The following is a 13731-nucleotide window of genomic DNA, read 5'->3' as shown; positions in this document are numbered from 1 at the left end:
AACTTATGAATGCAACAAAATTGCATTGGCAAAGAAAAATCTTAGAAAACTTACAAATTGTGCCAATTTTATATATTTGTAAACTTATTTTTAAAGCTTTTTAGAGAATCTAAATCTTAGGTAAAACCCTCTCAAAGTAGTATAAAATACAGGCAGCACAAGAAGAGATAGGAAAATACCTATAAACAATCCACCCATCACAGAGATAGCCATGTTTTGAATAACCTCTGTACCTCTTCCTATGGCAAGGGCTATCGGTAAAAACCCCAGCACATCAGCTACCATGGTCATCAGAATGGGCCTAAAACGTTTTTTACAAGCATTGAGCATAGCTTCTTTGTGTGAGATGTTTTCTTCAAGCTCTTTGTTGTAATAATCAAATATAAGTATACCGTTATTTACTACGACACTCAAAACCAAAAGCATACCCATGAAAGACGTAACGTCCAAAGGTTTACCCGTTATCATTAGGGCTAAAAACACTCCAACCACAGACAAAGACAAAACAAAGATTACAGATATGGCTTGCAAAAAGGAACCAAATTGAAATATCAAAAGCGCCAAAACAATAAGGACAGAAAAACAAATAACCACAAACATTTCTTTGAAAGATTGCTGCTGCTCTTTGTAAAAACCTTCTATAGTATAATAATATCCTTGTGGCATCACAATTTTATCCAAAACTTTTCTTAAAACCCTTATACCAAGCGATAGGTTTTCATGATGCATCTTTACTCTAACCACAGATACATTTTGAAGGTTTCTCCTTGTTATACCTGGAACATTTTCTTCAAACTTTATATGAGCTACCAAAGAAAGAGGCACGTACATATGTTTTTTGGGGGAATATATATTTATATCTTTTATAGTTTCATCGTTTGGGTTGAAAGGTTCATAAGCTCTTATAAATATTCTTTCTTGCCCCTTTAAATAATTTGTAATAGTAATACCCCAAAGATGAAGTTTTAAAGTATTAATCACATCATCGTAAGTTATACCATAATCTGAATATGCGTTTTTTTTCAAAGATATGTAATAATAAGGCCCATAAAATAGCGTTTTTAAATTCACCTCTTTGAAGATAGGCTCTTTTGCAACTTTATTTCTTATCTCTTCTCCAAGCTTAACAAGGGTCTCGGGGTCAGAACCATGTATTACTACAGAAAAAGGAGCATGCTGCCCAGTAATATCACCAAGTCTATCACGAAGAACTTGAGCCATATCAAATTCCTTTAAAACATGTATTTTTGCATCTACCCTTTGTCTTATCTCCCTCATAACTGCAAATATAGATTTTGACCTATTATCTTTTAATGTTATAAGCATATCACCTTTGTTGGTAGGATTTCTTGGCTGGCCCAACGATGCTCCTATTCTCACGGAATAGTGTTTCACTTCCGGAACAGAAGCTACTATCTTCTCTATATGTTTTACTATCTGATAGGTATTTTGAGCAGATGCGCCAGAAGGCCCTGTGAAATCTAGCACAAACATACCTTCATCCCATTCTGGCAAAAAACCGGTCTTCATAGTTTTATAAAGACCTAACGATGTTAAAAATAGCAAAGCCACCATCAAAACGCTAAGATTTTTCCTTTTATAAAAAGCACTAAATGCCGATTGATAAAAGTGGGTAAGCTTCAAAAGCCAGTTTGGTTCTGGTTTTACAACCTTTGGTATAGCCATGTAAGCTATTGAAGGAGTTATCGTCATAGAAACAAATTGTGATATTAAAAGCGCCAAGATAACTGCTAAAGCCAGCTCTTTGAAAAATGTACCTATTATACCAGATAAGAAAAAAAGTGGGGCGAAAACGCTTATAGAAGTAAGAGTAGCCAAGCTCATCGGCTTTAATATCTCAGAAGAAGCATCTATTACAGATTCTAGCTTTGGTCTTGGTTTATTAATATTTTTTTCTATATTTTCCATAACCACAATAGCGTGGTCCACCAAAGCCCCTATGGATGCTGCCAATCCTCCAAGACTCATGAGGTTTAAGCTTCCGTGCAGTATATACATAAAAAGTATTGCACATAAAATACTAACAGGTATAACTACCGCCGTAAGAAGAGACAGTCTTACGTTGTTTAAAAAAATTGCTATCACCACGAGAGTGATTAAAGAGCCTATTACAATTGCGTCTATTACACTTCTTATAGAAGAGCTTATAAAATCTGTGACATCAAACCACTTTATAACGTGAGCATGCGGTGGAAGTTTTAAATCTTTTAAAACTTTATCTACCTTATCAACAATTTTTATAGCATTCGCATCGTTGGTTCTATGTATATTAAATATAACTGTAGAAGGATATCCGTCAACATTAACGTAAGAAAGCATAGGATAATGCCCTTTTACCACAGAAGCAATATCCCCTAAGGTTATAGTTTGGTTGTTATAATAAATAGGTATATTCAATATATCCTGCTCATCCTTTGGTGTTTGAATACCAAAAACTAATATAGAAAAGTTTTTTTGATTGTATTCTCCTATAAAATGATTTTGTGTATAGCTTTTAATATCGTTTAATATAACGCTTATAGGTATATTTAGCTTTTGAATAACGGATGGGTTTAATACCACATCCATTGTGCTATAAGTACCACCAACCATGTCCACCTCATAAACACCTCTTATAGATAAAAGCGCTGGTTTTATAGTATATCTTACTATGTTGCTAAGCTCCTCTACCGGAAGCTCCCTTGATACCAAAGCGTATCCAGCTATAGAATAGGCACTTGGGCCCATAAGCCTAACGTCAAAACTTGCTTTTACACCCATATCCATCTGTAGCTCTGATATCTTTGACATTATCATTTGATAAGCTCTATAAGGATTTGTGTTTGGACTAAAATATACATTTAGCATTACAAGACCAGGCCCTGTTCTAGACCTCACATCAGTTACGCCCTCTACCGACTTTATGCCTTGTTCCATGGGAATAGTGATATCCGATAAAGTCTTTTGAATAGGCTCGTAATTGGCGTTTACTGTGATAACAACCCTCGGATATACAACGTTTGGAAATATATCTTCGGGCAGTTTAAAAGAAAGCATGTAACCAAGCAAAGATAAAACACCAAATATTATAAAGAAGGCGTACCTATTTTTAATAGCGAAGCTTACAAAAGACCTCATTTAATCTTTTCACCGTCTTTTAGAAGCTTAGCCCCTTTACATACAACATAATCACCAACTACCCCAGATACCACATAATAATCACCCATATTACCCAAAACCTTAACGGGTATATTTTTAACCATATCACCGCTCTTTACAAAAACACTTGGTCTATTGTTGTAAAGCACTAGAGCTTTTGAGGGTATCTTTTGTCCTTTGATTGTTTTTACGATAAAAGCCTTTAAACTATTTCCGGGATTTTCGTAAAAAGATATTGGGAGTATTACAGCAAGTCTTGATTTGTCATCTTGAAAAACATTTATAGGATATAACTTATTTTCAAACAAAATTTTATCATTTTTAGAGATTTTTACATTAAAAGGTATAAAAAACTCTCCGTAAAGCTTTTTTGCACTTATAAAAGCTATAGGAGCTCCAGGGTTTATGTTGCTACCGCTTGGCACTACATTGGACACAACACCATCAAATGGCGCTCTTACAATACCATAAGAAGCCTCATCTTTTACAGACTTCTCTAAATATATATTTCTCTTGAGTTCTCCTTTTGCAAGCGCTAAATCTGTTTTAATTTGAGAATACTCTTGATAAGACATAGAACCTAACCTGTAAAGCTTTTTTGCTCTTTCGTAGCGAGATTCGTAATATCTTAGCTTCTTTTTAAGAGACTCTATATCCTGAGATATTGCCATAGCTTTATCCTGATAAACTTTTGTATCGATAGTAGCTATCGTTTGTCCTTTTTTTACAAACTCACCGTTTTTTACGTAAATAGCTTTCAAAATCCCGCCTATCGGAGAGCTTACATAAGTAGCCGCTTGATTTTGTACTTCTCCGTATATAGGTGTTTTTATTTGATAAGAGCCGTACTCTACTTTACAAAAAGAAATGTGCGGGGGTTTTATACCTTTTAAGGATTCTTTTTCTTTATTATTGGGCTTTTCACAGGAAAACAGTACCCCAGAAAAAAATAAAATCATGAAAACAATATAAAATTTCATACAAATATGTTACCAAAAACCTATGATATATTAGTGAAAAACTAAGAAGAAAACTGTTCTATAAGCTTTATAGCACCTTTTTTAGTATCTTCGCTAACAATGCCCATTAATCTTGAAAGCTCCTCTATTTTTTCATCTTTTGTCAACGACCTTATGAATACGTTGTCCAATTCTTTTTTTACAAATATATGGTTGGATGAAGCGGCTGCCAAAGCCGGAGTATGGCTTATACATATAATCTGGGCATTTTTTGAAATGTTTTTTAAAAGCTTAGCTATTGATATAGAAGCTTCTCCGCTTGTCCCAGCGTCTATTTCATCGTATATATAAGTCTCGTAATCTCCAAGCACTGAGGATATAGCCAACACTATCCTTGACGTTTCTCCCCAAGAAGCTACTTCGCCAAGTTCTTTCAGGTGTTCTTTTGAATAAGAAGAAAACATAAAACTTATATCATCTATGCCGCTTCTCGATAAGTCCTTTTGTTTTATATATATCTCAGAATAGGCTTCTTTCAAATTTAAAAGCTTTAAAACATTGTTTATCGCTATACTTATCTCTCTTGCCTTTGATTTCCTTAAATTAGAAAGCTCTGATGCCTTATCTAACGTGTCTTTTCTAAGATATTCTATCTCTTTAAAAAGATGCTCTATATTTTCTTTTAAAACTTTTAATTTGTCTAAATTTTCCTTATAGGCTCTTTTCATATCAAACATATCTTCAAAAGACATTCTATATTTTCTTTCCAAAGATTGTACATTAAATATAGTTTCATTTAGCTTGTCTATTAAATCTATGTCTATATACAACTTATAAGAAGTTATAAAAGATACAATATCAAGAAGCTGTTCTTTCAAAGCGTTTAATTTTTCAACAGCTTTTGATAAATCTTCTTTGTAATAAGAGGCTTGGTTTATCTGAGATATAGAATAATTTATCTTTGACATAGCACTTTGGTCGCTGTATTCCAATGCACTTAAAGCACTTTGTAACAACATGTTTATTTTTTCAGCGTATTTTAGTTCCTCAGCTTTTTGTTTTATATCATTGTAAGCCTCTTTGTCTATACCAAGCTCTTCTAAAGCGCTTATTAGCTCTTGGTTTTTTTCAATATCTTTTTCCAAAGATTCCTTTTGTAAAAGAAGCTCCTTTAATAGCTCTTCTTTTTGTTTTAGCGTATCAAAATATTCTACAAACTCCTTTTTTTTGTTTTGAATATCCCTATCTTTATCAAGTATTTCAAGTTGATGGGACTTCTTGAAAATTTTCGACTGGGAAGACTGAGCTTGAAAAAGTATATTCTGACCAAAGACTTCTAAAACGGTTCTTTGATTCGAGGCAATGCCATTTATATAAAACCTGGATTTGCCAAGCTTTGTCTCTCTTCTTACTATATCATCGTTTATTTCGAGTTCTACACAAGCGTTATCAGAAGATGATGGTAAAAGCCCTATACCAAACTTTATGGCATCCATAAGCATAGATTTACCAGCCCCAGACTCACCCGTAATGACATTTAGACCTTCTGAAAACTCTATGTATTGGGATTTTAACAAAAGATAAGACTCTATTTTGACGCTTTTAATCATAAATTTTTACTCTTCTGATAAGCTTTTATAAAAGTTTCCATCAAAGTGCCCTTAATTCCAGATTTTTCGATGTTGTATATGCCCTCAATAGTAGTTCCAGCGGGTGAACTAACTTTCAGCATAAGCTCCTCTTCGGTATAATGTTTTAAAAGCTCTAAAACTCCTTCTATGGTAGATAAAGCTATATCGTAAGATATATCCTTGTTTAAACCCATATAAACTCCAGATAGCCTCATGGCTTCAACAATGCTAGCTATAAAAGCTGGTCCAGAACCCCCTAAGGCTGTAAAAGCATCAAAGTACTTTTCATCAAGCTCATATACCTTTCCGAGATTTTCTAGTATGCTTTTAATGATATCTTTTTTTTCATCCTCACTGTAAAAAGCCATAACGCCCTTTTTAAAAAGTACCGCCAAGTTTGGCATAATCCTTGTAATATAGGCATCTTTTATATGCTCTTTTAATCTTGAAACACCAACACCAGCTAACATGCTTACTACAGATTTTTTACTAAAGTTTATACTAGCTAAAGACGGTAAATCTTGTGGTTTTATAGAAAGTATTACCATATCTACTTTATCTAACAAAAACTCTATAGAGGACGCAAAGCCTACACCATCTTGCAAAACAATGTCTTTTTTTGATAAATCCTTGTCGTAAGCTATTAGCTCATACGAATCCTTTAGCCCAAGAGCAAAAGCTCTTCCCATGTTGCCATAGCCTATTATACCAATCATCATAACCCGTAATAGCTAGCCAAAGCCGCTGATATGGCCAAAGCCAAGACATCTTTTGGTTTTTCACCCTCTATTTTATAATCGTACTGGCTTAGCCTATTATCTAAAAAGCTTGTATCAAAATCTCCCCTTATAAACTCCTCATCTCTTATAATTTCTCTATGAAGCTGTAAGTTGGTGGGTATACCTCTTATAATGAACTCATCCAACGCCCTTTTAGCCCTAGCTATAGCTCTTTCCCAATCAAGAGCCCAAACACATAACTTACTCACCAAAGAATCGTAGTAGGGTGGGATTATATAATCTTTGTATATCGCCGAATCCATCCTAACACCTATACCACCTGGCGAGTGATAAGCGGTGATTCTGCCTGGAGATGGTGCAAAGTTTCTAGTGGGATCTTCGGCATTTATTCTAAATTGTATAGCACATCCTCTAAAAGATATATCGTTTTGCACAAAAGAAAGCGGCTCCCCGTTAGCTATTCTTATCATCTGCTCCACTATGTCAATACCTGTCACCATCTCGGTAATAGTATGCTCCACTTGAAGCCTTGTATTCATCTCTATAAAGTAGAATTCATTGGTGGTTTGGTCTAATATAAACTCTATGGTACCCGCACTCTCATAGCCATATTTCATCATGGCCCTCACAGACATCCCAAGCATTTTGTTCCTTACGCTTTTATCAAGGCTGGGAGAAGGTGTTATCTCTATTATCTTCTGATGTCGTCTTTGGATAGAGCAATCTCTTTCACCAAGATGTACTACGTTTCCATATTTATCAGCCAAAATTTGCACCTCTATATGCTTTGGTTTTTGTATGTATTTTTCTATGAAAATATCCCCTTTACCAAAAAAAGCTAAAGATTCTTTTTGAGCAGATTCAAAGTTCTGTTTTAAATCTTCTTTTTTATACACAACCCTCATACCTCTACCGCCACCACCGTATGCGGCTTTTAATATTATAGGATAGCCAATTTCGTTAGCTATGTCGTAAGCATCCTCTAATTTTGTGATAGGCCCATCGCTTCCTGGGACCACCGGTACACCTAAATTTTTCATTACCTTTTTAGCCTTTACTTTGTCTCCAAAGGTTTCTATTTGCTCAGGAGTGGGTCCTATAAATATAAGTCCCGCATCTATACAAGCTTGAGCAAATTCTGCATTTTCAGACAAAAAACCATACCCTGGATGTATGGCATCAGCCTTTGATTGTTTTGCTATATTTATAATTTTGTTGTAATCAAGATAGGCCTTTATGGGATCCATAGGAATAAGATAGGCCTCATCAGCTTTTTTTATATGTAAAGAGTTAATATCAGCCTCGGAGTATATGGCAACGGTTTTTATATCTAGTTCTTTACAGGCTCTTATGATACGAACAGCTACTTCTCCTCTGTTTGCTATCAGCACTTTTTTAATCATACTTTAATTATATAAAATTTTTTAAGGTATGTTTATCAGAAATTGAAGTTTATTTTCCATAACACTTTCAGGCATGGGTGGGGCTTGTAAACTGCTATCGCATGAAGGGTTTCCCTTTTCTACTTCTAAAAGTCTTAAAGTACCATCTTTATATAAATCAAACATCAGAACACCTTCACCCTTACAATGCTCATGTATATAATGAAAAACAACCTCTAAATAGCTTATAAGGTCGAAATAAGATCCTAGCGTATTTATATCTTTTGGCTTCATGATTTGTTTAGGTTGGTTTTCTTTGGATTGTTGGTTTTGAGTTGTTTTTTGGTTTGAAGGCTTTTCTTTATTTTTTGATGGTTTATTGATATTTTGACTGGGATTCGTAGAAAGCTTTGAAATATGGCCTTTTGAAGATGTGCTACTAGATGATGTGTTATAGCTTTCTGTTGTAGCCCTTTTTGTAGATGGTACTGTAAGGTTATAGTTTATTTTAGGCACCGATTGTCCGATTTTCTTTGACTTTGAAGTTCTATAATGTTTAATATTTTTTATGGATTTCTCGTGTTCTTTCTTAGGTTCTTTTTTTACAAACAGCCTTTTTGCTAGATTTTTATGTGCCAATTCTTGTTTAATAGTAGTTATATATATAGGTTTTTTTGGAGCTTTTAAAGGGATATCTATTTTAACAAAAGCCAAAAGAAAAAAAAGATGTATCAGGATTGACAATAAAAATCCATAAATAAAAAATCTACGACTTTTCATATTTTTGTTTTACAAACTCTAAAAATCCAGGTATCTCAAGGGTAGTGTCTATCCCAAGTATGAACTGATTAAAATCTCTTAGTTTTACCAAGTCTTTTGTAGTGCAAATATAGTTTTTACCATTTTTTAGATCCTCTTTTTTGTAAAAATAATGATCTTTAAAAGTTCTGACATCGTTTATTTTGAACCCTATATCGTTGGAGAGTTTTTCTACAAATCTTAAAAATTGCTCTTTATCTCCTAAAGCACATATCACATCAAAACTTTTTCCTTTTACAGCTTTTATGTCAACGTCTTTAAAATCTTTGTCTACAAAAGCTCTAAAAACTGTTTTTGCTTTAAAAATGGGCTTATCTACATCAAGTTTTGGCATGTCGTAAGATTCCAATCTTGTTATAACTATAGCATCGGCTCTTTTTATAGAGCTATAGGGCTCTCTCAGATTACCCCAAGGCAAAAGATAGTCTTTTATGCGGTTTGCAGGCATTAGCAAAATATCTAAATCTCTTTTTATATATCTATGAGAAAATGCATCATCAAGTATTATCATATTAGAACCAAGCTCTTTGCATGTGCTAGCGCCTTCTACTCTTCTATGAGCTACTACAACCTTTGCATGTGTTTTTAAAAATATCTCTACAGCTTCATCTCCGTAGAGCTCTGTATCTAAAGAACTCACCAACAAGTTTTCTCTGGTTTTTCTTTTGTATCCTCTTAAAATTATACAAGGATTCAGATGGTTAAAACTTTTAGCAAGATATATAGAAACTTGAGTTTTACCAGTCCCTCCTACACTAAGGTTTCCTATAGATACTGTAAAAATACCAGAATGTTTAGCTTTTAATATATTCAAATCAAAAAGCTTGTTTCTAACCCATATCCCCGCACCGTAAAAAACAGAAAACGGAGCCAAGAGCCCCCTTGTAAGTTTCATCTAATAAGTATATCAACTTTTAATTAGAAAGCTCCTCTTGGTTTTGATTTTGGTTTGACATCGTCACAGATTGTTCATAGATTTGTTTTATTATATCGGCTACAAACTGAGCCCTCGGTACTTCTGTAAAGCTTGTTTCTACCTTTGCACGACCATTGGCAGCTATTTCTCTGGCTTGGTCTTCGTTGTCTAAGAAAAATAAAAGCTTTTCTTCTATCTCAAGCCTATCAAGAGGAGTATAAGTCACTATCTCTTGGTCTGGTATAAAAAATCCAGGCAAAGACGCTCTATAGTCTATAAAAGCACAAGAATTTTGAGATATTACCTCGATAGGAGTAAAGCCTATGCTTGATGGGACTATAGAAGGAAAACTTAAAAACGTTATCAAAGAGTTAGCATATATGTTTAAAACATCCTCTTGTGTCTCTGCGTTTATTACCTCTTGACCATCTTTCAAAGGCACCTGAGAATCTCCAAGTATTTTAATATCTATACCTTCTAAAAAGCTTATAACAAAGAGTCTTTTCCTAGCAGTGTTGTAAAGACCTACGTTAACCAAAAAGTTTATATACCCTTCCGGAGATTCATTTCTCCATTTTAAAAACTTCTCTTGTATTTCGTAGTTAAAGAATGGAAGCATATATTCTACAGCAAATATAGCATCTACTTCTGGGTTTCTTCTCATAAATTCACCAACTTCTACAAATACAGGCATAACCTCTTCTGGAAATATCTTTGCACTTTCTTGGACTATGATATTTGGGTCCACTATTGGTCCTGGAAAAAGCACCTTTATCTCTTTTTCTTGAACTGTTGGTCTTTTTAAAAGCTCCTCTGACACAAAAGGGGCTAAAAAGTATACGTTTTGATATCCTACGCTTCTTAAAAAGTCAGCATGCTTCATATCCGTTATCATCTGTATAAAGTTCCTCGAACCCCTTCCGTTGAAAAGCGCTGGATAGTAAAGCATCGGATCTTCCGTGAAAACGCTTATATGTAGAAAACCAAAAGCATCGCACAAAGACACCCTACTGCCATCGGACTCACCGTAAACAAGAGCAGCACCGTTTACATCCATGACAAAAAAAGGACGCTCTTCTTGCAAGAAATTAACATAAGCATCTATATTATTATAATCTAAATCATACATCGCAAGCTCTATACCAAACTGATTAAGCTTTTGGGCCATGCGCTCCACATAATGAGCATTGTAGCTAAGACCAGGTGTTCTTACAAAAATTCCTTTCATAATAAAAACTATTATAAACTAAAATCATATTAAAAGTTTTTGTTGTTAACCTTATATCTTCAGTTTAGTAGGCTTTTAAGGAAAAAGTATTGTAAAATATAAATCTATGGATTACAAAGATACTATCAACTTGCCAAAAACAGACTTTCCAATGAAAGCTAATCTATCAGAAAAAGAACCTGAGATGCTTAAAAGATGGGAAGGTCTTTATAAAAAACTAAGAGAGCAAAGAAGAGGAAAGCCTCTTTTTGTCTTACACGACGGACCACCTTATGCAAATGGCAACATCCACATTGGACACGCTCTAAACAAGATATTAAAAGATATTATATGTAAAGTGGCTTTGATAGAAGGTTTTGACGTAGATTATAAACCCGGATGGGACTGCCATGGACTACCCATAGAACAACAAGTAGAAAAAGAGTTAAAAGCAAAAAAGATAAACAAAGAGAGCATACCAAAAGATGAGTTTAGAAGACTTTGCAGAGAGTATGCCTCTAAGTTTGTAAATATCCAAAAAGAAGAGTTTATAAGGCTAGGAGTACTGGGAGATTGGGAAGAGCCATACCTAACTATGGACCCAAAATACGAAGCCCAAGAAGTAAGAGAGATAGGAAGATGTCTTCAAAACGGTGTGCTTTATAAAGGTAACAAACCAGTTTATTGGTGCATATACGATAAAACTGCAGAGGCAGAAGCAGAAGTAGAGTACAAAGAAAAGAAAGATACATCTATATATGTGAGGTTTGAGCTTTTGGAAGATTCAAAAAACCTTCTAAGACAAAAACTAAATTTATCAGATAAACCTATTTCAATAGTAATTTGGACCACCACTCCTTGGACTCTTCCCGCAAACTTAGGAGTAATGGCTTCTAAGGATATGGAATATGGTGTCTTAGAAGAAAATGGACATCTACTTTTAGTAGAAAAAGAAAGCCTTTACGCAAAAGATAAAGAGCTTATAGCCTTTATAAAAGGCGAAGAACTCATTGGTTTAGAATACAAGCATCCTTTCATCGAAAGAACAGGCAGGATATATCCATCAGAGTTTGTGGAAAAAGGCACAGGAACAGGATTTGTGCATATGGCTCCAGGACATGGTATGGAAGACTACATAGTGGGTTTAAGATACGGTCTTATGCCTTTATCGCCTGTGGATGAAGCAGGAAGGTTTACAGAAGAAGCTCCAGAGTTTATAAAAGGCCTAAACGTGTTTGAAGCAAACAAGGTAATAATAGAACATTTAAGACAGACTGGTTTTCTTTTAAAAGAAGAGGAGATTTTGCACCCTTACCCCCATTGCTGGCGATGCAAAAACCCAGTTATATATAGAGCGACTCCTCAATGGTTTATAGGTGTTGATATTAAAAGCCCAAAACTTCAAAACAAAAGCATAAGAGAGAAAGCCATAGAAGAGGCTAGCCGTGTAAAATGGGTCCCAAAAACTGGCCAAAACCGTATGCTCTCCATGCTGCAAAATAGACCTGATTGGTGTATATCAAGACAAAGATTTTGGGGAGTACCTATTGCAATATTCTACTGCAAACATTGTAATGAGCCACTTTTAGAACCTCGTATATTTGAACACGTGGCAAAGATATTTGAAAACTCACCTTATGGGGCTGATGAATGGTTTAAAAGAAAAGAAGAGGAGCTTTTACCAGAGAATACCGCCTGTAAAAAATGTGGTTCCAAAGAGTTTATAAAAGAAGTCGATATATTAGATGTATGGTTTGACTCTGGATCTTCCCACGCATCTGTTTTAAGACCAAGGGGCATAGAAAAAGCAGACGTTTATTTAGAGGGTTCTGACCAGCATAGGGGGTGGTTTCAAGCATCACTATTAGAATCCGTAGCTTCTTACGGAGAAGCCCCTTTTAAAGCTGTGGTAACCCACGGGTTTACAGTGGATGAGAAAGGATACAAGATGTCAAAATCCCAAGGAAACGTCATATCACCTCTTGAGATTATAAAAGAGTATGGAGCAGATATATTAAGATTATGGGTAATATCAGAAGATTACACAGAAGACATAAAGCTTGGAAAATCCATTTTAAAAAGGCTAGCAGAAGATTACAAGAAAATAAGAAACACACTGAGATTTTTCCTTGGCAATCTATACGATTTTAAATACGAGCTTTCTATACCACCAAAGAAACTTCATCACTTTGACAGATACATGTATGCTTATTCATCTAAAGTGTTTGACGAGTTATTTGGCTTTTATAAAAACCACATGTATCACAGGTTTTACCATAAGTTGATGGATTTTATAAGCGTAGACTTATCTGCTTTATACTTTGATGTTTTAAAAGATAGGCTTTACATGTATAAAAAAGGCTCTTTTGAAAGAATATCTGCCCAAACAACATTGTATTTCTTGCTAAAAAACCTCGTGATACTTTTATCACCGGTGCTTAGCTTTACCTCCGAAGAAACTTATTCTTATATGAAAAGCATAGAAAACTCTTTAGAAGAAAGCGTATTTATGAACGAGTATACACCTTCAAACTTTACCGACGAAGAGATTTTAAAAGACTATCAAAATCTTTTGCTTATTAGAAAAGATGTATTAAAAGCTATAGAGATAGAGCGCAAAAACGATATTATAAAACATCCTTACGAAGCCAGAGTTATCATAGAGCCAAATGAAGAGTTTTCAACACTTTTAGAAAAATACAAAGATTATCTTCATTCTTTATTTACAGTAAGCCAGGTAGAATTTTCGAAAAACGACGGTGAAAAAGGCGAATATACAGGACTAAATATAAAAGTAGAAAGAGCAAAAGGTGAAAAATGTCCAAGATGCTGGTTATATGTAGAAAATATGGTGGATGGTCTATGCTTAAGATGCAAAGAAAACATAAATTAAACAAATTTATTTCATTGCAATTTTA

General features: G+C 34.5%; 9 protein-coding genes. 1 reads left to right on the top strand and 8 read right to left on the bottom strand.

What is annotated here, in order from left to right:
- Positions 1-90: 90 nt before the first annotated feature.
- From ACYQZV_RS04530 to ACYQZV_RS04495, 8 genes are all read right to left on the bottom strand, one after another.
- Complete coding sequence (locus tag ACYQZV_RS04530) at positions 91-3138, bottom strand: efflux RND transporter permease subunit (protein ID WP_459893664.1); 3048 nt, start codon at positions 3136-3138, stop codon at positions 91-93.
- Entirely contained in the window at positions 3135-4118 is a 984-nt protein-coding gene (locus tag ACYQZV_RS04525; protein ID WP_459893661.1) for an efflux RND transporter periplasmic adaptor subunit, read from the bottom strand. The genes ACYQZV_RS04530 and ACYQZV_RS04525 overlap by 4 nt, the downstream gene beginning before the upstream one ends.
- Positions 4119-4180: 62 nt before the next feature.
- Entirely contained in the window at positions 4181-5728 is a 1548-nt protein-coding gene (locus tag ACYQZV_RS04520) for an AAA family ATPase (protein ID WP_459893658.1), read from the bottom strand.
- The gene (gene proC, locus ACYQZV_RS04515; protein WP_459893655.1) at positions 5725-6468 is read right to left on the bottom strand and encodes a pyrroline-5-carboxylate reductase; all 744 of its coding nucleotides are present in this window, start codon (positions 6466-6468) and stop codon (positions 5725-5727) included. The genes ACYQZV_RS04520 and proC overlap by 4 nt, the downstream gene beginning before the upstream one ends.
- Positions 6465-7892, bottom strand: coding sequence for an acetyl-CoA carboxylase biotin carboxylase subunit (accC, locus tag ACYQZV_RS04510; RefSeq protein WP_459893653.1), 1428 nt, complete (start codon positions 7890-7892; stop codon positions 6465-6467). The genes proC and accC overlap by 4 nt, the downstream gene beginning before the upstream one ends.
- 21 nt (positions 7893-7913) lie before the next feature.
- Entirely contained in the window at positions 7914-8651 is a 738-nt protein-coding gene (locus ACYQZV_RS04505) for a hypothetical protein (RefSeq protein WP_459893651.1), read from the bottom strand.
- The gene (gene lpxK / locus ACYQZV_RS04500) at positions 8638-9585 is read right to left on the bottom strand and encodes a tetraacyldisaccharide 4'-kinase (protein ID WP_459893649.1); all 948 of its coding nucleotides are present in this window, start codon (positions 9583-9585) and stop codon (positions 8638-8640) included. The genes ACYQZV_RS04505 and lpxK overlap by 14 nt, the downstream gene beginning before the upstream one ends.
- Positions 9586-9604: 19 nt before the next feature.
- A complete protein-coding gene (locus ACYQZV_RS04495) occupies positions 9605-10834 on the bottom strand; it encodes a glycosyltransferase (protein WP_459893647.1) in 1230 nt (409 codons plus the stop codon).
- Positions 10835-10940: 106 nt separating this feature from the next.
- On the opposite strand from ACYQZV_RS04495, the gene ileS reads away from it, so the two are divergent.
- Positions 10941-13706, top strand: coding sequence for an isoleucine--tRNA ligase (ileS, locus tag ACYQZV_RS04490; RefSeq protein ID WP_459893645.1), 2766 nt, complete (start codon positions 10941-10943; stop codon positions 13704-13706).
- The last annotated feature ends 25 nt before the right edge of the window (positions 13707-13731 follow it).

The sequence above is a fragment of the Hydrogenobaculum acidophilum genome, assembly GCF_054656715.1.
Note: the sequence above shows the minus strand (reverse complement) of the source record. Positions and strands in the feature narration are given on the sequence as shown.

Coding starts and splice junctions, on each gene's coding strand:
- ACYQZV_RS04530 (WP_459893664.1), bottom strand. CDS start 3,138: ATGAGGTCTTTTGTAAGCTTCGCTATTAAAAATAGGTACGCCTTCTTT.
- ACYQZV_RS04525 (WP_459893661.1), bottom strand. CDS start 4,118: ATGATTTTATTTTTTTCTGGGGTACTGTTTTCCTGTGAAAAGCCCAAT.
- ACYQZV_RS04520 (WP_459893658.1), bottom strand. CDS start 5,728: ATGATTAAAAGCGTCAAAATAGAGTCTTATCTTTTGTTAAAATCCCAA.
- proC (WP_459893655.1), bottom strand. CDS start 6,468: ATGATGATTGGTATAATAGGCTATGGCAACATGGGAAGAGCTTTTGCT.
- accC (WP_459893653.1), bottom strand. CDS start 7,892: ATGATTAAAAAAGTGCTGATAGCAAACAGAGGAGAAGTAGCTGTTCGT.
- ACYQZV_RS04505 (WP_459893651.1), bottom strand. CDS start 8,651: ATGAAAAGTCGTAGATTTTTTATTTATGGATTTTTATTGTCAATCCTG.
- lpxK (WP_459893649.1), bottom strand. CDS start 9,585: ATGAAACTTACAAGGGGGCTCTTGGCTCCGTTTTCTGTTTTTTACGGT.
- ACYQZV_RS04495 (WP_459893647.1), bottom strand. CDS start 10,834: ATGAAAGGAATTTTTGTAAGAACACCTGGTCTTAGCTACAATGCTCAT.
- ileS (WP_459893645.1), top strand. CDS start 10,941: ATGGATTACAAAGATACTATCAACTTGCCAAAAACAGACTTTCCAATG.